The sequence below is a fragment of the Streptomyces sp. NPDC058812 genome, from assembly GCF_042744565.1.
GTDB lineage: Bacteria > Actinomycetota > Actinomycetes > Streptomycetales > Streptomycetaceae > Streptomyces > Streptomyces thinghirensis.
In genome coordinates this window covers 1-24,395 of record NZ_JBHYOB010000003.1, presented here as the reverse complement: position 1 = coordinate 24,395, position 24,395 = coordinate 1, and the positions used below count along the sequence as shown (strand labels likewise).

The window sequence follows — 24,395 nt, the reverse complement described above, 5'->3', positions numbered from 1 at the left end:
CAGGGGTACGCGCTCGCCCCGCCGACGTCCACGGGTACGCGCTCCCCTTGACGCCCAGGGGTACGCGCTCGCCCCGCCCGCTCACGGGCACGCGCCCGCTCGGACGGTCACGGGTGCGCGCCCGCCTCGACGTCCACGGGTACGCCTCATCCCCCTCACGGGCACGCGCTCGCCTCGACGCCCAGGGGTACGCGCTCGCCCCGCCGACGTCCACGGGTACGCGCTCGCCTCGACGCCCAGGGGTGCGCGCTCGCCCCGCCCGCTCACGGGCACGCGCCCGCTCCGACGTCCACGGGCACTCCTCCCGCTCCGACGCTCACGGGTGCTGCCGTCCCGCCCTCCGCGGGCACTCCCGCTCCGACGCCCACGGGCGCTGCCCCCGCGGTCCGCCGGGTCGCGTCGCTCCGGGACGCGGGGCGGGGCGACGGCCGCCCCCCACCCCACGCCGACACCGACGCCGGACGCCACGTCAACGCCGGGCGCGCGCCCGGCTCCGCCCGGTACTCGCGCCGGACAACCCGTCAACCCCGGGTGAACATCCGCCCCGCCGCCTCACCCAACGCCGAGTCACCACCCCCGGCAGACACCTCACCGCGCCGTCGCCGAAACCTTCTCCGCCTCGATCCGCTGGTCCACGACCGCCGCCTCCGCCAGCTCCAGATGCCGGCACAGCACCACCGACCCCCCACTGGCCAACGGCCCGTACAACCCCGCGCTCAGCCCCGCCCAGGTGTCGTACGGCAACCCCGACAGAATCCGCGCCCCCGGCCCCGTGAGCCCGAGCCCCGACGCCTCCGCCCGAGCCCGTTCCACGACCTCCGCCCCGCTGAACTCCCGCCCGGCCACGATCAGCGCGGGCTCCTCCGGATCCACCGGCGCGTAGGGCACGAACCGGTCGCCCTGCCCCGGCACCTCCACCGCGTAGTCGGCGAAGCCCTCCGGCGGACGGGGCGCGAACCGCCCTCCGAGCGGCCGCAGCGCCAGCGCGATCCGCGCGCCCGAGCAGGCCCGCGCCGCCTCCAGCGACTGAGGTTCCGGCCCGCTCACGACCACGTCGGCCGCCGCCGGATCCCCCGCCATGTCGGCGACGACACCCACCGACGCGCACGCCAGCAGCCACACGGCCGTCTGCCAGTGCGCGGGCAGCAGCAGTGCGACCCGGTCGCCGGGTTCTACGGACAGTTCGTCCTGGAGCAGATTCGCGGTCTTGGCCACCCAATTGGCGAAGGTGGCCACGGACAGTTCGACGCGTTCGCCGGTGGCGTCGTCGTAGAAGGTAACCAGGGGGCGTCCCGGGTCCGCGGCGAGCGCGGAACTCAGCAGGTCGGCAGGGGTGCGGTCGGTCGCGTTCACCCGCGCAAGCGTACGCGGGCGGACGGGCGCGCACGGAGCGTACGGCGTACCGCACCGCCACCGGTTCGGACGAATAGCCCCTACAGCCCGTCAGGTCACGGATGGACAGATTTGTACGACGATGTCCACGATCAGGGGCATGCGTGGATTCCTTGCTTCCTCGATCGGTGTCACGTGCGCGGCCGCCCTGGCCCTTCCGTTCGCCCCGCCCGCGGCGGCGGCAGCCCCCTCCGCCGCTCCGCCCACGAGCGGAAGAACGGCGCAGTCCGAGGCGTACGTCCCCGGCGGCACCCAGTCGCTGCCCCTCGCCCCCCTCACCCGCGACCGAGCCCCCGGCGCCGCCGAACAGGGCGTACCCCGCCGGGACGTACGGCACTTCTCGCTGGTCGGTCTCGTCTGGGACAACCCGGACACCGAACTGCACGGCCACGTCCAGGTCCGCACCCGTGCCACCGCCACCGGTACCTGGTCCGGCTGGCAGGAGTTGGAGACCCACAACGCCGACCACGCAGCCGACCCCGGCACCCCCGAGAGCACCTCGGGCCGCGTCCGTGGCGCCACCGCCCCGCTGTGGGTGGGCGAGTCCGACGGCGTGGAGGTACGGGTGCGAGCGGAAAGCACCCCGGAGGCCGCCAGGGCGACCACAGCCGCCGCGGCCGCCGGCTCGCCCCTCCCCACCGGCATGCGCCTCGAACTCATCGACCCCGGCGAGGGCGCCCCGCCCGCGGCGGCCCCCGGGCCGGAGGAGGGCCCCCGCACCACCGGCATGACCGCCGAGTCCGCGGAAGCCGTCGCCGCCTCCGCCGCCAACGCCGGCCTCGCCCCGCTCGGCGCCACCGAGATCCCGGCCCTGAGCCGGGCGCAGACCCAAGCCGAACTCGGCACCCAGCAGCAGGCCAAGCCGTACGTCGGCCCCCGCCCGAGCATCACCACACGCCGCAGCTGGGGCGCCAACGAGAAGCTGCGCGAGAAGAAGTTCGTGTACACGAAGAAGGTCAAGGCGGCCTTCGTGCACCACTCGGCCACCGGCAACAACTACAGCTGCAAGCAGGCGCCGTCAGTCATTCGCAGTATCTACCGCTACCACGTCAACAGCATGGGCTGGCGTGACCTCGGCTACAACTTCCTCGTCGACAAGTGCGGAAAGATCTACGAGGGACGGGCCGGGGGCGTGTCCAAGGCGGTACTGGGTGCCCACACCCTGGGGTTCAACTCCAACAGCATGGGCATCGCCGTACTCGGCACGTACGGCTCCAAGAAGCCGTCGTCGGCCGCCATGAAGGCGGTCGCCCGGCTCACCGCGTGGAAGCTCGGTCTGCACGGCATGAATCCGCGCGGAAAGACATACCTGAAGTCCGGTGGTGGCAATCTCTACCGAAAAGGTAAGAACGTACGACTGAACGTCATCTCCGGTCACCGCGACGGCTTCGCCACGAGCTGCCCCGGCAAGAAGCTCTACGGCAAGCTCGGCTCGACCCGCTCGACGGCGGCCAAGTACCAGGGCCGCTGAGGGCGGCACACCGCACGACCCACCGTACGACCACCGAAGGCGCCATGGAACGGTCTGCATACACTGGCCGGCCGAAAGACAGTTCGGCCGGTCCCGGCAGGAAGCAGAGACGACGGTGACAGAAGCGATCCTCCTGGTCGGCGGCAAGGGCACGCGGCTGCGGCCGCTGACGGTGCACACGCCCAAGCCCATGGTCAGGGCGGCGGGTGTGCCGTTCCTCACGCATCAGCTGGCGCGGGCGAAGGCGGCCGGCGTGGAGCACATCGTGCTCGCGACGAGCTACCTGGCGGAGGTCTTCGAACCGTACTTCGGCGACGGCTCGGCCCTGGGCCTCCACCTCGAGTACGTCACGGAGGAGGAGCCGCTCGGCACCGGCGGCGCCATCCGCAACGTGGCGTCCCGGCTGCACTCGGGCCCCGACGACCCGGTCCTCGTCTTCAACGGGGACATCCTGACGGGCCTGGACATCGGCGCACTGGTCCGCACCCACGAGACGACGGGCGCGGACGTCTCCCTGCACCTGACGAAGGTGACCGACCCGAGGGCCTACGGCCTGGTCCCGACGGACGAAACGGGCCGGGTGCTGGCCTTCCTGGAGAAGCCCCAGACCCCCGAGGAGATCGTCACCGACCAGATCAACGCGGGGGCGTACGTCTTCCGCCGCTCGGTCATCGACACGATCCCGCACGGCCGCCCCGTCTCGGTCGAACGCGAGACCTTCCCGGAACTCCTCGCCACCGGAGCCCACCTCCAGGGCATGGTCGACTCCACGTACTGGCTGGACCTGGGCACACCGGCGGCCTTCGTACGCGGCTCGGCCGACCTGGTCCTCGGCCGTGCCCCGTCCCCGGCGATACCGGGCCGCTGCGGCGACCGCCTCGTCCTCCCCACGGCGCGGGTCGCGCCCGACGCCAAACTGGCCGGCGGCACGGTGGTCGGCGAGGGCGCCTTCGTGGCGGAGGGCGCGCGCGTCTTCGGCAGCACGATCCTGCCCGGCGCCGTCATCGAACCGGGCGCCGTCATCACCGACTCCCTCATCGGCACCCGCGCCCGCGTCGGCACCCGCTCGGTCCTCACCGACACGGTCATCGGCGACGGCGCCGTCATCGGCGCCGACAACGAACTCCGCTCCGGCGCCCGAATCTGGTGCGACGCCCACATCCCCCCAGCGGCACTGCGCTTCTCGTCCGACGCGTAGCCCTCCGGCGGTAGCGCGGGGCACCTACGGCGTCAACCGCCGTGACTGCCGCACCTACGGGCAGTCGTGCCGCGCCGCTGCGGGCAGTCGTGCCGCTGGGGCGGCACGGGTGGGCGCAGCGGCACCCCGCCACGCCGGGCTGCGACACCCCCCGCGCGCCCACACCCACGCCGGGCAACCGGCATACACCGCGGAGGCGTACACCGCGGCGGCACGCACCGGCCCGGTACGCCAAACTCAGAGCCGCTCAATCCCCCGCGGAGCCATCCGCGGCGCCCGCCGCCCCGGCACCCGCCCACTCAACAACACCAACCGAGCTGCCCGATGCCGCTGCCCGGCATACGGCTCCAGCAGCCGCAGCATCACGGAGTCGTCCGCATCCCGGTCCCCGCCCAGCGCGAACCCCACGATCCCCGGCAGATGCAGATCCCCCACCGTCACCGCGTCCGGCGCACCATGACTGCGCTGCACGGTCTCCGCGGACGTCCACGGCCCGATCCCGGACACGACCTCCAGCCGCTCCTGCGCCGCCGCCGGTTCCATCCCCGCCGCCTCCTCCAGCCGCGCCGCGACCCGCACGGCCCGCAGGATCGTCGACGCCCGCTTGTTGTCCACCCCGGCCAGGTGCCACTCCCAGGACGGGATCAGCGCCCACGTCCGCGCCGACGGCATGACACACATCCGTCCGGGCGCGGGCCCCGGCGCCGGTTCCCCGTACTTCCGTACGAGCAGCCGCCACGCCTGGTACGCCTCCAGCGTCGTGACCTTCTGCTCCAGGATCGACGGGATCAGAGATTCCAGCACCAGCCCGGTCCGCGCCAGCCGCAGCCCCGGCCGCCGATGCCGCGTCAGCGCCAGCAGCCGGTGCCGCGGCACGAACGCGGACGGATCGTCGTCGGCGCCCAGCATCCGCGGCAACTGCTCCAGCAGCCACTCCGCGCCCGGCCCCCAGGCCTCGCCCCGCATCTCACCGCCGCGTGCGGTGACCCGCAGGGTGCCCGGCCCGGCGGGCGTCCGGCTGGCCCGCCACACCGATCCGTCCGGCATCGTGCGGAACGTCGGATCGCCCGGCCCGCGCCGCAGCGGCCCGAGGACCAGCCCCAGCTCCAGCGGCCCGTCCGGCACCCACACCCGTACCTTCCCCGGCGCGCCCGCCTGCCGGGGCACACCGCCCGCGGGCACGACGCCCTCCCCGCCGCGCACCGAAGCACGCGTGGGCCGGGGAGCGAAACGTCCTGCCACGAGAGAGGTCCTTGGCGCGAGGGGAGGCGGGGAAAGAGATGTGAGGGAAATGCGGGGAAAGGGAAAGCCCCTACGAGGGTAAAGGCTCGCCCGGACAAGCTCACCGCACCTCGATGAACGCCCCCGCGTCCCGTTCCGGCCGCGCCCGCGGCTCCTCGGCGGGATGACCGACGGCGACGGCACCCATCGGGTCCCAGTCGCCCGGCAGCCCCAGCACCTCCCGTACGACGTCCCGGCAGAACATCGTCGAGGACACCCACGCCGATCCCAGCCGCTCCCCGGCGAGCGCGACGAGCAGGTTCTGCACGCCGGCGCCGGTGGCGACCACGAACATCTCCCGCTCGGCCCCGTCGCGCCGCGCGTCCCCGTACGTGTGCGAGCCGTCCATGACCAGGCAGGGGACGACGAGGTACGGCGCGCCCCGCAGCACGTCCCCGCGCCGGACCCGCTTGGCGATCGACTCCTCGCTCTTGCCGTCCCGCCGCAGGTCCGCGATCCAGGCGTCCCGCATCGCGTCCAGCAGCCGGGTCCGGGAGCCGGCCGACTCCAGTAGCACGAACCGCCACGGCGTCGTGTGGTGCGGCGCCGGCGCGGTCACGGCCGCCGCCACCGCCCGGCGTACGGCGCCGGGGTCGACCGGCTCGCCCGTGAAGGCCCGTACCGTACGGCGCTGGGTGACCGCCTGCCGAACCGCCTCCGACGTGCCCAACCGGAACATGTCGTCGCGCGCGCCGCGCACCAGCGCCCGCGCGCCCTCGCCGTCGTCCTCCGCCACCACCTGCCCGAGCCCGCGCACGACGGCGACGGGCAGCCCCGCGGCCTTCCCCTTGACCAGGTCGCCCGCTGCGGCGAGTTCGTCGGCGGTGGCGACGACCGTGGCACCCAGCGGATTGCCGTGCGCGTCCGTGCCCCCGCGCAGGTCGTCGAGGACCCGGACACCGGCGGCGCCGATGGCCACGTCCGTGAGCCCGGCCCGCCAGGGCCGCCCGAACGTGTCGGTGACGACCACGCCGACGTCGACGCCCAGCGCGTCGCGCAGTCCGTCGCGGATGCCGCGCGCGGAGGCGTCCGGGTCCTCGGGGAGCAGCAGCACCGTCCCGGAGGGCGTGTTGGAGGCGTCGACCCCGGCCGCCGCCATGACCAGGCCCTGGCGGTTCTCGACGATGCGCAGCGCGCCGCGCCGGGCCACCACCCGTACGGTCTCCGCGTCGATCGCGGCCTCCCGGTCGGTGGCCTCCACGACACGGCCCTCGGCCTTGGACACGATCTTGGACGTGACGAGCAGCACGTCCCCGTCGGCGAGGGCGGGCTCGGCCGCCGCGATCAGCTTGGCCAGGTCGTCGCCCGGTCGCACCTCCGGCAGACCGGGGACGGCCCACACCCGGTAGCCCTCCCCGGGGCCGGACGCGCCGTCACGCACGCCGTCGCTCACGCCTCCCGCACCTCCTCGGCCAAGGTCAGCGCCTCACGGGCCATCCGCGCCGTCGCGTCGAGGTCGGTCATCATCAGAGGGACGGCGCGGCAGAGGACGCCGGCCGCCTTCACGCGCGTGACGGACTCCGCGTCGACCGTGTCGACCAGCCAGCCGTCGAGCAGTCCCGAGCCGTAGTGCTCGGCGACCGCGGCCGCCGTGGACTCCACGCCGACCGCCGCGAGCACCTTGTCGGCCATCCCCCGTACGGGCGCGTCCCCGACGATCGGGGACAGGCCCACCACCGGCACCCCGGCGTCGGCGATCGCCTCCCTGATGCCGGGCACGGCGAGGATCGTGCCGACCGAGACGACCGGGTTGGACGGCGGGAAGAGGATCACGTCCGCCTCCGCGATGGCCTCCAGGACACCGGGTGCCGGCTTGGCCTGCTCGGCGCCGACCGGTACGACCGCCTCCGCGGGGACCGAGGCCCGCAGCCGTACCCAGTACTCCTGGAAGTGGACCGCCTTGCGCTCCCCGTCCAGCTCGACGGCGACATGGGTCTCCACGCGGTCGTCGGTCATCGGAATGAGGTGCACGCCGGGCTTCCAGCGGTCGCACAGGGCCTGCGTCACCGCGCTGAGCGGAAAGCCGGCGGCGATCATCTGCGTCCGCACGATGTGCGTGGCGAAGTCGCGGTCGCCGAGGCCGAACCACTCGGGTCCGACGCCGTACGCCGCGAGTTCCTCCTTGAGGTGGAAGGTCTCGTCGGCCCGTCCCCAGCCCTGCTCCTCGTTGATGCCGCCGCCGAGCGTGTACATCACCGTGTCGAGGTCCGGGCAGACCTTCAGCCCGAAGAGGTGGATGTCGTCCCCGGTGTTGCCGATGACCGTGATGTCCGCGTCCGGCGCGGCCTGCTTCAGACCACGCAGGAACCGGGCACCGCCGATGCCGCCTGCCAGAACCACAATGCGCATGGCCCCAGTCTTGCAGGCGGGTACGACACCGCGTCAGGCAGTCGTCACGGCTCGGTCGCCGGCGCCGGCGACCGAGCACTGTGCGGAGTGCATCGGCATCTCCGTCAGCCCCGGGTAGTAGACGTGCAGGCTGACCGCCGGCCGCAGCGCGTCGTTGACCACCTCGTGCACGTACCCCGGCGCGAACACCCGCTGCACCCCCGCCCGCAACGCGCGCGTGCCGCGCTCCGTGAGCTCGGTCAGGGTGCCGTCCAGGACGGTCAGCACTCCGGAGGAGGGCCCGTGGTCATGGCGTCCGCTGCCCTGACCGGGCAGCCAGGACAGCAGCCAGACCTCGTAGCCGGGGCCGGTGCGCAGCCGGTGGTACCAGCGCGTCGTCGCGTCGTACCGGACGAGGTGCTCCCACTCGGACCGGTCGGCGGCGATGGACCGGGCGAGGCCGGCGAACTCGGCGACGGTGGCCGGGTGCTCGCGCGGTGCCTGCAGGAGGTGGGGGACTTCGAGGATGTCGCCGGCGATCTGGAGGTCGCTGTCGCTGTTCATGGGTGCGGTGGGTCCTCGGCAGAAGAGTGCGGGAGGTGCGGAAGAGCGGAGAACGCCCTGGTGGGGCGGGCAGCAAAGACACGAGTCGCGTGGACTCGGGGACAGCCGGAGCGCGGTTGGCTCAACAGCTGGAACAGCAACAACAGCTACAGCGAGCGCGGGCAGCACCGTGGGACCCGGCGGTGCGGGTCGAGGTGAGCGCCAAGTTCGCGAGCATGCCCACAAGGACAGCGGCTCACACCGGCACTGTCAACTCGGTGCCCGTTATGTGGGACATGTTTCACCTCATCCGGTTCATCTCACAGGCGAAAGGTTTGCTCATGGGGGTTCCGGGACACATGGCGCACAAGCCGGGCGCGCAACCCCCGTTGCGATCCCGTGACCCGAATGTGATCAGGTTCGCTTCGGCGTGTGTATCGGAACGGGATCGAACGCCGGGGCGTCCTCCCTGATGCAGGCTCCGCGCGGGTCGGGTGCCCTCGGGCTCCTCATTGGTATGTCGAGGTTTATGCCGATTTGAACACTTTCCGCTTGGCCTTGGTTCCGCAGAGTGAATAAGGGGCCCAATAGCAGATCTCGGCTTGACTCGCCCGGAGCAGCACACTTGTAATTTCACTCGTGTCGTTCAGCCGGAATCGGTAACGGCTAGATCACGGGGACGCGAAAGACGGACGAGGGGCGCACATGACCGAGCTGGTGCAGCAACTGCTGGTCGACGACGCGGACGAGGAACTCGGCTGGCAGGAGCGCGCACTGTGCGCCCAGACCGACCCCGAGTCCTTCTTCCCCGAGAAGGGCGGCTCCACCCGGGAGGCCAAGAAGGTCTGCCTCGCCTGTGAGGTCCGCTCCGAGTGCCTCGAGTACGCCCTTGCCAACGACGAGCGTTTCGGCATCTGGGGCGGCCTGTCCGAGCGGGAACGCCGCCGCCTGAAGAAGGCCGCCGTCTGACCCGCCGTCCGACGGGCGGCGCATTCTCCGCACGTACGGCACCACCCCACGTACACAACGGCAGCAACGGACCCTCGCAGGCGGGTTGTCCACAGGCGGCGGACCGTCGCCCTGCCCAGCCGATAGTGTGGGCGCTCGTCCGAGACGCCCCGCCACCCCCAACAGGCACGGGCGTCCACCGCAGTCCACCGAACCGGGGCCCGTACCTCGATGTCCGTGCACAGCCACACGGCAGCCCAGCAAGACCTCGCTGCCACACCTGAGTTCCCGCGTCACGTGGTGACGGCGGTCCTCGTCGCCCACGACGGAGCCCGCTGGCTGCCCGACGCGCTCGCCGGGCTGCTCGGCCAGGAGCGCCCCGTCCAGTTCGCCGTGGCCGCCGACACCGGCAGCGCCGACGACTCCGCCCGGCTGGTCACCGACGCCCTCGGCGACGACCGCGTGCTCCACCTCGCCCGGCGCACCGGCTTCGGCCAGGCCGTCGAGGAGGCCGCCCGCACCGCCCCCGTCCTCACCCCGGACGACCTGTCGTATCTGAGGCGGCCCAGCGGCTGGGACCCCGTCACGCGCACCTGGCGCGACGACGCCTACGACCTGCCGGAGCTTCCCCACGGAGAGCCGGTGCAGTGGCTCTGGCTGCTGCACGACGACTGCGCCCCCGAACCCGACGCCCTGGCCCAGCTGCTGCGCGTCGTGGACAACGAGTACGAACTCGGCCGCGACGACGTCGCCGTGGTGGGCCCCAAGCTCCGCGGCTGGTACGACCGCCGCCAACTGCTGGAGGTCGGCGTTTCCATCGCCAACTCCGGCCGCCGCTGGACCGGCCTGGACCGCCGCGAACAGGACCAGGGCCAGCACGACCACGTCCGGTCCGTCCTGTCGGTGTCCACCGCGGGCATGCTGATCCGGCGTGACGTCTTCGAGCGGCTCGGCGGGTTCGACCGCCGGCTGCCCCTGATGCGCGACGACGTCGACCTGTGCTGGCGCGCGCACGCCGCCGGCCTCCGCGTCCTCGTCGCCCCCGAGGCGGTCGTACGCCACGCGGAGGCCGCCTCCCGCGAACGCCGCGCCGTCGACTGCGCGGGCCGCACCACCGCCTCCCCGCACAAGGTGGACAAGGCCGGCGCCGTCCACACCCTCCTCGTCAACGTCCGTACGGCCGCCCTGCCCTGGGTGCTGCTGCGCATCGTCGTAGGCACCCTGCTGCGCACCCTCGCCTACCTCGTCGGCAAGGTCCCCGGACAGGCCGTCGACGAGATCCGCGGCCTGCTCGGCGTCCTGCTGCGCCCCGAGCGCATCCTCGCCGGGCGGCGCGAACGCGGCCGCCCGCAGGTCGAGAAGGACGAACTGCGCCCCCTGTTCCCGCCCCCCGGCGCGACCATCCGCGTCACCGTCGAACAGGTCGCGGGCAGCCTCGTCGGCAGCTCCGACGCCGAGACGACCACCGGCGCCGGGCGGCACGGCGGTGGCATCGAGTCCGGACCCGGCGGCGACGACGCCGACTTCCTGGAGATCGAGCAGTTCGCCCGCCTCAAGCGCATCGCCCGCAAGCCCGGCCCGGTGCTCTTCCTGGTACTGCTGCTCGTCTCCCTGGCCGCCTGCCGCGCGCTCCTCGGCGGCGGCGCCCTGGCGGGTGGCGCGCTGCTGCCCGCCCCGGCCGGCGCCGGCGAGCTGTGGGCGCGTTACACGGACGCCTGGCACACCGTCGGCACCGGCGGCATTGCCTCCGCACCGCCCTACCTCGCGATCGTCGCCACGCTCGCCTCCGTGCTGCTCGGCTCCACCGGCCTGGCCGTCACCCTGCTGCTGGTCTGCTCGGTGCCCCTGGCCGGCGTCACCGCGTACTTCGCCTCCCGCCCGCTCGTCACCTCCCGGCTGCTGCGCGCGTGGGCGGCCGTCGCCTACGCCTTCCTGCCCGCCGCCACCGGCGCGCTCGCCGGCGGCCGCATCGGCACCGCCGTCCTCGCCGTACTGCTGCCGCTCATCGCGCGCGCGGGCGCCGCCGCGGCCGGCCTGACGAGCTCGTCCGGCACCCGCGGCAGCTGGCGCGCCACCTGGGCGTACGCGCTGCTGCTGACGATCACCACCGCCTTCACGCCCGTCGTGTGGCCCATCGCGCTGCTCCTCGGCGTCGGCGTCCTGGCCCTGCGACGGGGCGACATCACGGCGTACGGACCGCGCTTCCTCGCCCAGCTGGGCACCCCCCTGCTGCTCCTCGCCCCCTGGTCGCTGACGCTGCTCCCGTTCGGCTTCTTCGACGAGGCCGGACTGGACCACGGCTCCTCGGCCGCCTCCGCCCTCGACCTGCTCGGGGCGAGCCCCGGCGGCCCCGGCACGGTCGGCGGGCTGATCCTCATCGGCATCGTGCTCGCCGCACTCGCCGCTCTGCTGCGCTCCGAGCGGCAGTTGGGCATCCGCACGGCCTGGGCCGTCGCCGTGGTCGCCCTGGTCTTCGCGGTGCTCTCCAACCGCTCCGCCTGGGCCGGGCCCGCCACCCTCGTCTACGGCATCGCCCTGCTGTCCGCCGCGACCCTCGGCGCCGACGGGGCGCGCTCGCGGGTGGCCGAGCAGAGCTTCGGCTGGCGCCAGCCCGTCGCCGCCCTGATCGCCCTCGCCTCGGCCGTCGGCCCGCTGATCGCCGCCACCGGCTGGATGATCGGGGGCGCCGACGGTCCCCTGGAGCGACGCGATCCCGTCCAGGTGCCCGCGTTCGTCGCCGAGGAGAGCCACACCCGCGACCAGGCCCGCACCCTCGTCCTCGACAGCGACTCCCCGGCCCACGTGAGCTACATGCTGGTCCGCGGCTCCGGAGCCCGCCTCGGCGACGGCGAACTGGCCGCTTCAGACGGCGGGAACAGCGGACTCGACAAGATCGTCGCCAACCTCGTGGCCGGTTCCGGCGCCGACCAGGCCGACCAGCTCGGCGGCTTCGCCGTGCGCTACGTCCTCGTGCACAAGGGCGCGCCCCGCGAGGTCACCCGCGTCCTGGACGCCACGCCCGGTCTGAGCCGGCTGAGCCAGCAGGACGGCAGCGGACTGTGGCGGGTGGACCAGGAGGTCGCGCGCGCGACCATCGTGTCCGGCGAAGACTCGGGCGCGGACTCCGGCTCCGGCTCCGGTGCCAGTGAGCCGCAGCCCGTCGCGGCCGGACCCGTGGAAATCCACACGGAAATCCCGTCCGGCTCCGACGGCCGCGTCCTGCGCCTCGCCGACACCGCCGCCGAGGGCTGGACGGCCACCCTGGACGGCAAGCCGCTCACCCGCACCACGGTCGACGGCTGGGCCCAGGGCTTCGAACTCCCCGCCTCCGGCGGCAAGCTGGACGTCACCTACGACGCCCCGTTCACCCACACCGCCTGGCTGTGGGCCCAGGGCCTCCTCGCCGTCGTCCTGGTCGTCCTCGCCCTGCCCGGCAGGCGCCGCGACGTCGACGACGACCTGCCCGACGAGCCGCTCGTCCCCGAGGCCGTCGAGGGCGAAGGCCGCCGGGCCAGGCGTCTGCGCGCCCAGGCCGAGGTGGAGGCCGAGGCCGGGGCGGGAAGCGAGCCGGTGACCGAGGCCGTGGACGCCTCCCCAGGGGCCGGCCCGCCCGCGGAGGCACCCGTGGCGGTCCCGCAGCAGCCGGCGTACGGCGAGTGGGATTCGGCGGGTTACGCCGGTGCCGAGTACAACTCCTACGGCACGTACGGCGGCGAGCAGTACCAGGGCACCCAGCAGTACGACCCGGGCGCGTACGGACAGCAGCAGTACCCGGCGGACGCCTATCAGGGCGGCCAGACCGGTCAGTACGAGGCGGGTCGGTACGAGGCCGGTCAGCACGGGGCGGGCCAGTACGACCCCTACGCCTACGGCGATCCGTCCCGGGCCGGCACGTACGACCCCGCCTACGACCAGACGTACGGCCAGGCCGGCTACGACACGCCGTACGACCCTTCCCAGCCCCAACACCCCCACGGCACGGGCAGTGAGCGTCCCGACGGGAGCCAGCAGTGAAGCGCACCACCCTGTCCCTGTTCGCCGGCGCGACCGCGCTCGCCGCGATCACCGGCTTCGCGGCGGTGTCCACACCGGACGTCACCGGAGCGGACACCGCCCGGCCGGCCGCCCGGCTGCCCGTGGAGCGCACCAGCCTGCTGTGCCCGGCGCCCAGCACCTCCGACCTCGCCGAGACGTCGTACACGTCCTTCACGCCCGTCACCAAGGGCGCCGACGAGAAGGGCAGGGCCGCACTCGCGGCCGGGACCCCCGAGGACGGGAAGAAGACCGGAAAGCCCGTCGTGCAGCCCAAGGCGCCCGGCACACCGGTCACCGGCAGCACCTCCGGCGCCGACACCCCCGCGCTGGTCGGCACCGCCGAGGGCGGTTACGCGCCCGGCTGGACGGTCCAGCAGACCACCGAGGTCGCCGCCGGGACGGGCCGGGGACTGCAGGGCGTCAACTGCACCGCTCCGGACACGGAGTTCTGGTTCCCGGGCGCCAGCACGGCGACCGACCGCACCGACTACGTACACCTGACGAACCCCGACGACTCGGCGGCCGTCGTCGACATCGAGCTCTACGGCAAGGACGGAGCCCTGAAGTCCACGGTGGGGGAGGGCGTCACCGTGCCGCCGCACGCCAGTGAGTCCCTCCTGCTGTCCACGCTCAGCGACGTGGAGCAGACCGACGTCACCGTGCACGTCGGCGTGCGCAGCGGACGGGTCGGGGCCGCGGTGCAGGCCCTGGACGACAAGACCGGCGGCGACTGGCTGACCGCGGCCGCGGACCCGGCGGGCGAACTCGTACTGCCGGGCATCCCCAAGGACGCCACAGCCGTACGGCTGGTGCTGTTCACCCCCGGTGGCACCGACGCCGACCTGAAGGTGCGCCTCGCCTCGCCGTCCGGGCCGATCACGCCCGCCGGGCACGAGACGGTGCACGTCAAGGCGGGCATGACGACGGGCGTCGACCTCGGCGAGGTCACGCGCGGCGAGGCGGGATCGCTGGTCCTGACGCCGACCGGCGGGTCCGTGCCGGTCGTGGCGGCGGTCCGGGTCGTGCGGGGCAAGGGCGGCGAACAGGAGTCGGCGTTCATTCCGGCCGCCGACCCGGTCGGTGCGCGCGCGACGTCCGCGGACAACCGCGCCAAGCGCACGACACTGTCCCTGGCCGCCACCGGAGAGGCCGCGAAGGTCAAGGTCACGGCCTCGGCGGGCACCGAGGGCGGTACGACGGCGACCAAGACGTACACGATCAAGGGCGGCACGACCCAGAACGTCGAGGCACCGGTCCCCGCCGGCCTCGAGGGCGCCTACGCACTGACGGTCGAGACCGTCTCGGGCGGCCCGGTGTACGCGTCCCGCACCCTGACCGGAGAGGAGGACGACGTGGCGTCCTTCACCGTCCAGACCCTCCCCGACGACCGGGGAACGGTCTCGGTACCGAACGCGGACGAGGACCTGTCGGTGCTGCAGGAGTAGCGGCGATCACGACGTCGCGATCCGCGGGCATGCGTGCTTCCCCGGGTGCCTGAACGCCCGCGACCACCGCACACGGCCCCGCCCCGCTCAGTCCTCCCCGTACCGAGGGTCCACCGTCTCCGGCGTCAGCCCCAGCAACTCCGCGACCTGCTCGACGACGACCTCGTGCACGAGCGCCGCCCGCTCGTCCCGGCCCTTGGTCCGGATCTCGACCGGCCGCCGGTACACGACCACGCGCCCCCGCCGCCCGTCCCGCGAGGGCACCGTCCCCCCGAGCGGAACCGCCTCGTCGTTCCAGGCATCCCCGGCGGCCGCGTCCAGCCGCGGCACGTCGAGGACGAGGAAATCGATGTCGGCGAGCTGCGGCCACCGCCGCTCCAGGCGCTCCACGGAGTCCTGCACCAGATCCGCGAACACCTCGCCGCGGCTCGCGGCGAGCGGGACCTGCGGGGGTGCGATCGGGCCGCGCATGCCCCGACCGTGGCGATCACGACGGCGGGGACCTGGGCGGCCCGCGTCACGGGGCGTCAGGGGGTTGTCCATCACTGGTGAAGGGTAGTCCCCGGCGGCGCCCGGCGCCGGACCGCACACGCACACCGGACAGCGCCTGGGCACCTCGTACGGCATGTCGCCGGATGACCATTCCAGCCAAGGTTGGGCTCGATTCCGTATCTCTCCGCGACCGTCGAACTCAAGGCAAATGTCGCTGTTCGTATCGGTTCGCGACCGCTTCTGGAGCCGTCCGGCATCCCGGGAACCGGCGTCCGCGCAGGTCAACGAGGTGCGGCCCGAGGGTCCTGTGGGGCGTTTCACACCACGACACGGTGGTGTGACCTGGTGGAGAGTCTTCGCGGCCCGCTCAAGAGTGCGGTACCGTCCAACATCGTGAGCCCTGTACGTCGCTGTTCGCGCACCGCCTGCGGCCGTCCCGCCGTCGCGACGCTGACGTACGTCTACGCCGACTCGACCGCGGTCCTCGGCCCGCTCGCCACCTACGCCGAACCCCACTGCTACGACCTGTGCGCCGAGCACTCCGAGCGCCTCACCGCCCCGCGCGGCTGGGAGGTCGTCCGCCTTCTCGACGGCTCGGCCCCGGCCCGCCCCAGCGGCGACGACCTGGAAGCGCTCGCCAACGCGGTGCGCGAGGCGGCCCGCCCCCAGGACCGGGCGGCCGAGGCGGGCGGCGGTCCGCGGGCGGCCGACCCGATGGAGGTCGCGCGCCGCGGTCACCTGCGCGTCCTGCGCTCACCGGACAACTGAGTCACCTCAACCACCTAGGCCACCTCGGCCACTTCCGCCGCATCCGTTGCCGCACACCCATTGACGTGCTCTTGTCGCGGACACGACCATTCCGGATGTAGCGAGAAACCGCTTTCGCATGGCGGAATCCGGGGAGGCGCCCGTGTACGTCCAGGAACTGGAACCAGTCGCCGGTTCGCTCGGCCTGTCCGCCCTGGTGGCGGCCCTGCCCCTGGTGATCGTCCTCGTCCTGCTGGGCGGCGTCCGCATGAAGGCGCACCTGGCGGGCCTCACGGGCCTCCTAGCGGCCGTACTCGTCGCCTGGCTCGCGTACGGCATGCCGCTGGACCAGACGGCCTCCAGTGCAGTCCAGGGCGCCCTGTTCGGGGTCTTCCCCATCCTGTGGATCGTCGTGAACGCCCTGTGGGTCTACCGGATGACCGTCCGCACCCGGCACTTCGACATCCTGCGCCGCTCCTTCGGCCGGCTCTCCGACGACCCGCGCATCCAGGCCCTGGTCGTCGCCTTCTGCTTCGGCGCCCTGCTGGAGGCGCTCGCCGGGTTCGGGGCGCCCGTCGCGATCTGCTCGGTCATGCTCGTGGCCCTCGGCTTCGACCCCGTGCGCGCGGCGGTCGTGGCGCTGGTCGCCAACACCGCGCCGGTCGCCTTCGGCGCGATGGGCACCCCCGTGGTGACGCTGGCCCAGGTCACCGGGCTGCCGCTGGACGACGTCGCCTCCGTGGTGGGCCGCCAGACGCCCCTGCTGGCCCTCGTCGTCCCGCTGCTGCTGGTCTGGCTGGTCGACGGACGGCGTGGGCTGCGCGAGACCTGGGTGCCCGCGATGGCCTGCGGCGTCGCCTTCGCCGTCGCCCAGTTCGTCGCCTCCAACTACGTCTCGGCCCAGCTCGCCGACATCGGCGCCGCCCTGCTGGGCGCGGCCGCCCTGGTCGCCGTGCCCCAGGCCCGCAGGCCGGCCGCCGAGCCCGTACGCGCGTCCGTCCTGACCGGCGTACGCAGCGAGGAGCTGGACGAGCGGGACCCCCGCCGGGAGGTCGTGCGGGCGTACGCGCCGTACGCGCTGATCGTCGCGATCTTCTCCGTCGCGCAGATACCGGCGGTCAAGGACTGGCTGGCGAAGGCGACCCAGACGTACGACTGGCCGTTCCTGGACGTGGCCGACCCCGAGGGCGATCCGGTCGGCGGCAACGTCTTCTCCCTCCCGATCGTCTCCACCGGCGGCACGCTCGTGCTGTTCGCCGGCCTGGCCACGGCCGTCGTCCTCGGCGTGCACGCGCGCGTGGCGGTCAAGGAGTGGCTCGCGACCGTGCACGAACTGCGGTTCGCGATCCTCACCGTGACCTCCGTGCTGGCCCTCGCCTACGTCATGAACCTCTCCGGCCAGGCCGCCACCATCGGCCACTTCGTCGCGGCGGCCGGTGCCGGGCTCGCCTTCCTGTCGCCGGTGCTCGGCTGGTTCGGCGTCGCCGTCTCCGGCTCCGACACCTCCGCCAACGCGCTCTTCGGTGCCCTCCAGGTGACCGCCGCGCGGGAGTCCGGTCTGTCGCCCGAGCTGCTGGCCGCCGCCAACAGTTCGGGCGGTGTCCTCGGCAAGATGATCTCCCCGCAGAACCTCACCATCGCCTGCGCGGCCGTGGGGCTGGCGGGCCGCGAGGGCGACCTGCTGCGCAAGGTGCTGCCCTGGAGCCTTGGCCTGCTGCTGGTGATGTGCCTGATCGTCGTCGGGCAGTCCACGCCGGTCCTGGGCTGGATGCTGCCCTGACCTTCGCCGAACCCCACGGCGCCCCGTCGGCGGTTGCGGGTAGTTTGTGGGCTCCGACAGGACTTTCAGGAAGGTTGGCCGTGGCTGCTGATCTGTCGCAGATCGTGAAGGCGTACGACGTACGCGGTGTGGTGCCGGACCAGTGGGACGAGTCGCTGGCCGAGCTGTTCGGCGCGGCGTTCGTCGAGCTGACCGGCGCGAGCGCCATCGTGGTCGGCCACGACATGCGGCCCTCGTCCCCCGGGCTGTCCGGCGCCTTCGCGCGCGGGGCGGCGGCCCGCGGCGCCGACGTCACCGAGATCGGCCTGTGCTCCACCGACCAGCTGTACTACGCCTCCGGCGCGCTCAACCTGCCGGGCGCCATGTTCACGGCCTCGCACAACCCGGCCCAGTACAACGGCATCAAGCTGTGCCGCGCGGGCGCGGCTCCCGTCGGCCAGGACACGGGCCTCGCGGAGATCCGCGCGTCCGTGGAGCGGTGGAGCGCGTCCGGCGCCCCGGAGCCGGCGTCCCGCCCCGGCACGGTCACCCGGCGCGACACGCTCGCCGACTACGCGGCCCACCTGCGCTCCCTCGTCGACCTCACCACCATCAGGCCCCTGAAGGTCGTCGTCGACGCGGGCAACGGCATGGGCGGCCACACCGTCCCCTCGGTCTTCGCCGGCCTGCCCCTCGACCTCGTGCCGATGTACTTCGAGCTGGACGGCACCTTCCCCAACCACGAGGCCAACCCGCTCGACCCGGCCAACCTCGTCGACCTGCAGAAGCGGGTCCGCGAGGAAGGCGCCGACCTCGGCCTCGCCTTCGACGGCGACGCCGACCGCTGCTTCGTCGTCGACCAGAACGGCGACCCGGTCTCCCCGTCCGCGGTGACCGCCCTCGTGGCCGCCCGCGAACTCGCCCGCAACGGCGGCAAGGGCACCGTCATCCACAACCTGATCACCTCCTGGTCCGTGCCGGAGGTCGTGAAGGAGAACGGCGGCACACCGGAACGCACGCGCGTGGGCCACTCCTTCATCAAGGCCGAGATGGCCCGGACCGGCGCCATCTTCGGCGGCGAGCACTCCGCGCACTACTACTTCCGCGACTTCTGGAACGCCGACACCGGCATGCTGGCCGCCCTCCACGTCCTCGCCGCCCTCGGCGGCCAGCAGGGCCCGCTGTCCGGCCTGGTCGCCCAGTACGACCGCTACGCCGGCTCCGGCGAGATCAACTCCACCGTCACCGACCAGGCGGCCCGCCTCGCCGCGATCAGGGCCGCGTACGAGGGCCGCGACGACGTCACCCTGGACGAGCTGGACGGCCTCACCGTCCAGGCGGCCGACTGGTGGTTCAACGTCCGCCCCTCCAACACGGAGCCGCTGCTGCGCCTGAACGCGGAGGCCCGGGACGAGGCGACGATGACGAAGGTGCGGGACGAGGCGCTGGCGATCATCCGGTCCTGAGAGGGCGGCTCGCCTTTCAGCCGACCGAGTCGGGTGGCGGGTCGGCACAGGCCGGGGGGCCAGGGGACGGAGCCCCCTGGCGGGGTGCAGGGGCGGAGCCCCTACATCAGGCCCCCACCGGCGGTACCCTGACCAGCACATCCGCACAAGCCGAACCGCCCCGAAGGGAAACCCCATGCCGCTCGAAGCCGGCCTCCTGGAGATCCTCGCCTGCCCGGCCTGCCACTCCCCCCTCAAGGAGCAGGACACCGAGCTGATCTGCACCGGCCAGGACTGCGGCCTGGCGTACCCGGTCCGCGACGACATCCCCGTCCTCCTCGTCGACGAGGCCCGCCGCCCCGAGTGACCGAGGCCCGCCGGCCCGAGGGCAGCCGCCCCGAATAACCGACGGCCGCCCCACGGCCAGGCGACCCGCGCACGCACCCGAACGAACGCATCCGGCGATCGGAGACTGCCGCCATGCTCGACGAATCGCTGCTCGACGCCCCGGAGCGCCTCACCGAGGCCGACCGCCGCGGCCTGCTCCGCGGCGCCGCCGAGGCCGGTGCCCGCGTACGCACCGCCGCCCGGCACGCGGCCGAGGCCGGAGTCGGCAACCTCAAGCCGGACGGACGCCCCCGCGCCGTCCTCATCGCCGGCCCCGGGGCCGCCGCGACCCAGGCCGCCGACCTCCTCGGCACCCTCGCCGGCGCCGGCAGCCCCGTCACCCGCCTCGCCCCCACCGGCGTCGCCCCCGCCGCGGGCGCCCTGCGCTGGGAACTGCCCGGCTGGGCCGGCTCCGTGGACCTCCTGCTGATCGCCACCCCCGACGGCACCGAACCGGGCCTCGCCCTGCTCGCCGAGCAGGCCTACCGCCGGGGCTGCACAGTCGTAGCCGTAGCCCCCGCCCGTTCCCCGCTCAGCGAGTCGGTGAACGCCTCCCACGGCCTGTTCATCCCGATGGCGACCGCCCCCTACGACCACGACGAGCCCCTCGCCGGTGCCGCCCCCGGCGTCCTGTGGGCGCTGCTCACCCCGCTCCTCGCGCTGCTGGACCGCACCGCCCTGCTCGAAGCGCCGCCCGAGGCCATCGAAAAGGTCGCCGACCGCCTCGACCGCATCGCCGAACGCTGCGGACCCGCCATCGTGACCTACAGCAACCCGGCCAAGACCCTGGCGTCCGAGCTGGCCGACACCCTGCCGGTCGTCTGGACCGAGGGCACCTCGGCCGGACCGGCGGGCCGCCGCTTCGCCGCCGCGCTCGCCGAGCTGGCCGGCACCCCGGCCGTCGTCGCCGAACTGCCCGAGGCGCTCGCCGCGCACAGCGCCCTTCTCGCCGGCCGACTCGCCGCCGGAGCCGACCCCGACGACTTCTTCCGCGACCGCGTCGAGGAGGCACCCGCCCTGCACGCGCGCGTGGTGCTCCTCCGCGACCGCCCCAGCGGCGGCCTCACCGCCGCCCCCGGCGCCCGCGACCTGGCCCTCGGCCACGACACGCCGATCAGCGAACTGGAACCCGAAGAGGGCGGCGAACTGGAGACCCTCGCGGAACTGATCGCCATCACGGATTTCGCCGCCGTTTACCTGGCGCTCGCCTCGCGCGCCTGATCCCGTACGCACCATCTCGTACGTACCAGCGCCACGTATCCGCGCCAGGTACCAGGACACGCACCGCGCACGCACCCGGCAGAGAGAGCCCATGGACCGCCTCGACAACACCGTCCGCCCCTACGCCTGGGGTTCCACCACCGCGATCCCGGCCCTGCTCGGGTCCGAGCCGACCGGCGAACCGCAGGCGGAGATGTGGATGGGCGCCCACCCCGGCGCCCCCTCCCGCACCGGCCGGGGCACCCTCGCCGAAGTCGTCGACGCCGACCCCGAGAAGGAACTGGGCGCGGCCTCCGCGGCCAAGTTCGGCCCCCGGCTGCCCTTCCTCCTCAAACTCCTCGCCGCCGGCGCCCCGCTCTCCCTCCAGGTCCACCCCGACCTGACCCAGGCCAAGCAGGGCTACGAGGACGAAGAGCGCCGGAGCGTCCCCCTGGACGCCCCGCACCGCAACTACAAGGACGCCAACCACAAGCCCGAACTGATCTGCGCCCTCACCGAGTTCGACGGCCTGTGCGGCTTCCGCGCCCCCGCCGAGACGGCCGACCTGCTCGACGGCCTCGGCATCGCCTCCCTCAAGCCCTACGTCGACCTGCTGCGCGCGCACCCCGAGGACGCCGCCCTGCGCGAGGTCCTCACCGCGATCCTCACCGCCGACCCCGAGGAGATGTCCCGCACGGTCACCGAGACCGCGGCCGCCTGCGACCGCCTCGGCGGCGCCTACACGCCCTACGCCGACATCGCCCACCACTACCCGGGCGACCCCGGCGTCCTCGCCGCCATGCTGCTCAACCACGTCCGGCTCCAGCCCGGCGAAGCCCTGTTCCTCGGCGCCGGCATCCCGCACGCCTACCTCGACGGCCTCGGCGTCGAGATCATGGCCAACTCCGACAACGTCCTGCGCTGCGGCCTGACCCCCAAGCACGTCGACGTCCCCGAACTGCTGCGCATCGTCCGCTTCGAGGCCGGTGACCCCGGCATCCTCCGCCCGGAGGCGTCCCCCGACGGCGAAGAGGTCTACGACACCCCGATCGACGAGTTCCGCCTGTCCCGGTACGTCCTCCCGGAGGGCTCCGGCGTCCACGACCTCACCCTGCCCACCCCGCAGATCCTGCTCTGCACGGCCGGCACCGTGCGGGCGGGCGAGCACGAACTGGCCCCCGGCCGGTCCGTCTTCGTCCCGGCGGACGAAACGGCCGAAGTGTCCGGGAGCGGCACGGTCTTCCGGGCCACCGTGCGTCTCTGACGTGGCCTGGACCCGCCTGACGCGAACACGACGGAACCGCGGCACGCCGAAGTCGGCGAGGGCTGCAACAATGGCGCACCGCAAAGGAGGGGCAAAGCCGACCACCGGCCGAGCCCCCACCGGCGTACGGACGCAGACGAAGCAGATGCAGGCGAAGGGACAACGCGACACATGAGCGCGTCAGGCGGAACCAAGGCGATCGTGGCGGCACTGTTCGCCAACCTCTCGATCGCGGTAGCGAAATTCGTGGCGTTCCTCTTCAGCGGATCGTCATCGATGCTCGCGGAGTCCGTGCACTCCCTCGCCGACTCCGGCAACCAGGGACTCCTGCTCCTCGGCGGCAAGCGCGCCCAGCGTGCGGCCACCCCCCAACACCCGTTCGGCTACGGCCGCGAGCGCTACATCTACGCCTTCCTCGTCTCCATCGTGCTCTTCTCGGTCGGCGGCATGTTCGCCCTCTACGAGGGCTACGAGAAGATCAAGCACCCGCACGAGATCGAGCACTGGTACTGGCCGGTGGGCGTCCTGGTCTTCGCGATCATCGCCGAGACCTTCTCCTTCCGGACCGCCATCAAGGAGTCCAACGCCCTGCGCGGGAAGAAGTCCTGGAAGGAGTTCGTCCGCCATTCCAAGGCCCCCGAACTGCCGGTCGTCCTCCTGGAGGACCTCGGTGCCCTCGTCGGCCTGATCCTCGCCCTCGGCGGCGTCAGTATGGCCCTGCTCACCGGTGACGGCGTCTGGGACGGCATCGGCACCCTGTGCATCGGCGTACTGCTCATCGTGATCGCGCTGGTCCTGGCCGTCGAGACCAAGTCCCTGCTGCTCGGCGAGGCCGCGGGCACCGAGGCGGTCCAGCAGATCGAGGCCGCGATCGTCGCCGGCGACACGGTCACCGGCGTCATCCACATGCGCACGCTCCACCTCGGCCCGGAGGAACTCCTCGTCGCCGCCAAGATCGCCGTCCGCCACGACGGCACGGCCACCGAGGTCGCCTCCGCCATCGACGCCGCTGAGGCCCGTATCCGCGACGCCGTCCCGATCGCCCGCGTCATCTACCTGGAACCGGACATCTACAGCGAGTCCGAGGCGACCAAGGGCCCCGACCGCGAGGCGTCCCCCGGCGGCCCGAGCGCGCCGCCCACCGCCCACTGACACCCGCGCCTCCCACACCCACAGGGCCCGCCGATTCCTTCGGCGGGCCCCGTCGGTTTGCGCCCCTCCGCATCCCGTCACGTTTCGTGAACGTCCGGAAGTGTTCGGAGGCGGACTGGGGACGGCGGCCGCGTGCGGTGTAGCTTGGGACGGAGCCAGACGTCGCTGCTGATGGCGGTCGGGCGGTTCCGCAGGGACCGGCCGAGGGAGAGAGGGCCTCCGACGGACTGCGCTGCGCGCACGCGGGCATGCCTGTGTCCTCTTCGGGGCACCCCTGTGTCCGCCGCCGCGCAGGTGTCAGCCGTACCCACCTCGACCCAACCCGAGGAGCAGCTCGCAATGACGACTGTCGACAACCGACAGGACTTCAAGGTCGCCGACCTCTCCCTGGCCGCCTTCGGCCGCAAGGAGATCACCCTCGCCGAGCACGAGATGCCGGGCCTGATGGCGATCCGCAAGGAATACGCCGAGGCCCAGCCCCTCGCCGGCGCCCGCGTCACCGGCTCCCTGCACATGACGGTGCAGACCGCCGTACTCATCGAGACCCTCGTCGCCCTGGGCGCCGAGGTCCGCTGGGCCTCCTGCAACATCTTCTCCACCCAGGACCACGCGGCCGCCGCCATCGCCGTCGGCCCGAACGGCACGCCCGACAACCCGCAGGGCGTCCCCGTCTTCGCCTGGAAGGGCGAGACCCTGGAGGAGTACTGGTGGTGCACGGAGCAGGCACTGACCTGGCCGAACACCCCCACCGGCGGCCCGAACATGATCCTGGACGACGGCGGTGACGCCACCCTCCTCGTCCACAAGGGCGTCGAGTACGAGAAGGACGGCAAGGTCCCCTCGGTCGACACCGCCGAGTCCGACGAGCACCGCGTCATCCTCGAACTCCTCACCCGCACGGTGAGCGAGAGCCCGCAGAAGTGGACCCAGCTGGCGTCCGAGATCCGCGGCGTGACCGAGGAGACGACGACCGGCGTCCACCGCCTGTACGAGATGCACCGCGACGGCACCCTCCTGTTCCCGGCGATCAACGTCAACGACGCGGTGACCAAGTCGAAGTTCGACAACAAGTACGGCTGCCGCCACTCCCTGATCGACGGCATCAACCGTGCTACCGACGTCCTGATCGGCGGCAAGACCGCCGTCGTCTGCGGCTACGGCGACGTGGGCAAGGGCTGCGCGGAGTCCCTGCGCGGTCAGGGCGCCCGGGTGGTCATCACCGAGATCGACCCGATCTGCGCCCTGCAGGCGGCGATGGACGGCTACCAGGTCACGACGCTGGACGAGGTCGTCGACAAGGCCGACATC

At 73.1% G+C, this 24,395-nt stretch carries 19 protein-coding genes; 13 read left to right on the top strand and 6 right to left on the bottom strand.

Annotated features, from left to right (window positions below):
- Window positions 1–588: 588 nt before the first annotated feature.
- Complete coding sequence (locus ACFW48_RS07015; protein WP_386311168.1) at window positions 589–1,353, bottom strand: TIGR03089 family protein; 765 nt, start codon at window positions 1,351–1,353, stop codon at window positions 589–591.
- A 139-nt stretch (window positions 1,354–1,492) separates the two neighbouring features.
- Here ACFW48_RS07015 and ACFW48_RS07010 point away from each other — a divergent pair, with 139 nt between their 5' ends.
- Entirely contained in the window at window positions 1,493–2,863 is a 1,371-nt protein-coding gene (locus ACFW48_RS07010; RefSeq protein WP_386311166.1) for a peptidoglycan recognition protein, read from the top strand.
- Window positions 2,864–2,978: 115 nt separating this feature from the next.
- Complete coding sequence (locus tag ACFW48_RS07005) at window positions 2,979–4,061, top strand: sugar phosphate nucleotidyltransferase (protein ID WP_386311165.1); 1,083 nt, start codon at window positions 2,979–2,981, stop codon at window positions 4,059–4,061.
- Between the two features lie 237 nt (window positions 4,062–4,298).
- On the opposite strand, the gene ACFW48_RS07000 is transcribed toward ACFW48_RS07005, so the two are convergent.
- From ACFW48_RS07000 to ACFW48_RS06985, 4 genes are all read right to left on the bottom strand, one after another.
- Window positions 4,299–5,303: a DNA-3-methyladenine glycosylase family protein gene (locus ACFW48_RS07000; RefSeq protein ID WP_386311164.1), complete on the bottom strand. Its 1,005-nt coding sequence runs from the start codon at window positions 5,301–5,303 to the stop codon at window positions 4,299–4,301.
- Between the two features lie 100 nt (window positions 5,304–5,403).
- Window positions 5,404–6,735, bottom strand: coding sequence for a coenzyme F420-0:L-glutamate ligase (locus tag ACFW48_RS06995; protein WP_386311162.1), 1,332 nt, complete (start codon window positions 6,733–6,735; stop codon window positions 5,404–5,406).
- Window positions 6,732–7,691 carry a 2-phospho-L-lactate transferase gene (gene cofD / locus ACFW48_RS06990; RefSeq protein WP_386311160.1) on the bottom strand — a complete coding sequence of 320 codons (960 nt, stop codon included), beginning with the start codon at window positions 7,689–7,691 and terminating at the stop codon, window positions 6,732–6,734. The genes ACFW48_RS06995 and cofD overlap by 4 nt, the downstream gene beginning before the upstream one ends.
- A gap of 33 nt (window positions 7,692–7,724) precedes the next feature.
- On the bottom strand, window positions 7,725–8,234 hold the full coding sequence (locus tag ACFW48_RS06985; protein ID WP_386311158.1) for a cysteine dioxygenase: 510 nt from the start codon (window positions 8,232–8,234) through the stop codon (window positions 7,725–7,727).
- A gap of 684 nt (window positions 8,235–8,918) precedes the next feature.
- Here ACFW48_RS06985 and ACFW48_RS06980 point away from each other — a divergent pair.
- The 3 genes from ACFW48_RS06980 (at window position 8,919) to ACFW48_RS06970 (ending at window position 14,641) form a co-directional block, all read left to right on the top strand.
- The gene (locus tag ACFW48_RS06980) at window positions 8,919–9,182 is read left to right on the top strand and encodes a WhiB family transcriptional regulator (protein WP_003975777.1); all 264 of its coding nucleotides are present in this window, start codon (window positions 8,919–8,921) and stop codon (window positions 9,180–9,182) included.
- Window positions 9,183–9,392: 210 nt separating this feature from the next.
- A complete protein-coding gene (locus ACFW48_RS06975) occupies window positions 9,393–13,175 on the top strand; it encodes a glycosyltransferase (RefSeq protein WP_386311156.1) in 3,783 nt (1,260 codons plus the stop codon).
- Window positions 13,172–14,641: a DUF5719 family protein gene (locus ACFW48_RS06970; RefSeq protein ID WP_386311154.1), complete on the top strand. Its 1,470-nt coding sequence runs from the start codon at window positions 13,172–13,174 to the stop codon at window positions 14,639–14,641. Before ACFW48_RS06975 ends, ACFW48_RS06970 begins: the two co-directional genes overlap by 4 nt.
- An 87-nt stretch (window positions 14,642–14,728) precedes the next feature.
- Here the strand turns inward: ACFW48_RS06970 and ACFW48_RS06965 are convergent, their stop codons facing one another.
- A complete protein-coding gene (locus ACFW48_RS06965) occupies window positions 14,729–15,184 on the bottom strand; it encodes a metallopeptidase family protein (RefSeq protein ID WP_386312054.1) in 456 nt (151 codons plus the stop codon).
- 294 nt (window positions 15,185–15,478) lie between these two features.
- Here ACFW48_RS06965 and ACFW48_RS06960 point away from each other — a divergent pair, with 294 nt between their 5' ends.
- From ACFW48_RS06960 to ACFW48_RS06925, 8 genes are all read left to right on the top strand, one after another.
- Window positions 15,479–15,901 (top strand): DUF3499 domain-containing protein, encoded by a 423-nt coding sequence (locus tag ACFW48_RS06960; RefSeq protein ID WP_386311152.1) that lies wholly within the window; start codon window positions 15,479–15,481, stop codon window positions 15,899–15,901.
- Window positions 15,902–16,043: 142 nt separating this feature from the next.
- The gene (locus ACFW48_RS06955) at window positions 16,044–17,660 is read left to right on the top strand and encodes an L-lactate permease (RefSeq protein WP_386312051.1); all 1,617 of its coding nucleotides are present in this window, start codon (window positions 16,044–16,046) and stop codon (window positions 17,658–17,660) included.
- A gap of 80 nt (window positions 17,661–17,740) precedes the next feature.
- Window positions 17,741–19,105 carry a phosphomannomutase/phosphoglucomutase gene (locus ACFW48_RS06950; RefSeq protein ID WP_386311150.1) on the top strand — a complete coding sequence of 455 codons (1,365 nt, stop codon included), beginning with the start codon at window positions 17,741–17,743 and terminating at the stop codon, window positions 19,103–19,105.
- A 175-nt stretch (window positions 19,106–19,280) separates the two neighbouring features.
- Complete coding sequence (locus tag ACFW48_RS06945; RefSeq protein ID WP_121747407.1) at window positions 19,281–19,451, top strand: Trm112 family protein; 171 nt, start codon at window positions 19,281–19,283, stop codon at window positions 19,449–19,451.
- Between the two features lie 113 nt (window positions 19,452–19,564).
- Complete coding sequence (locus ACFW48_RS06940) at window positions 19,565–20,692, top strand: SIS domain-containing protein (protein WP_386311147.1); 1,128 nt, start codon at window positions 19,565–19,567, stop codon at window positions 20,690–20,692.
- Between the two features lie 91 nt (window positions 20,693–20,783).
- Window positions 20,784–21,935 (top strand): mannose-6-phosphate isomerase, class I, encoded by a 1,152-nt coding sequence (gene manA / locus ACFW48_RS06935; protein WP_386311145.1) that lies wholly within the window; start codon window positions 20,784–20,786, stop codon window positions 21,933–21,935.
- A 171-nt stretch (window positions 21,936–22,106) separates the two neighbouring features.
- On the top strand, window positions 22,107–23,087 hold the full coding sequence (locus tag ACFW48_RS06930) for a cation diffusion facilitator family transporter (RefSeq protein ID WP_386311143.1): 981 nt from the start codon (window positions 22,107–22,109) through the stop codon (window positions 23,085–23,087).
- Window positions 23,088–23,426: 339 nt separating this feature from the next.
- On the top strand, window positions 23,427–24,395 hold a 969-nt coding region (locus ACFW48_RS06925; protein ID WP_386311141.1), incomplete at its 3' end, for an adenosylhomocysteinase.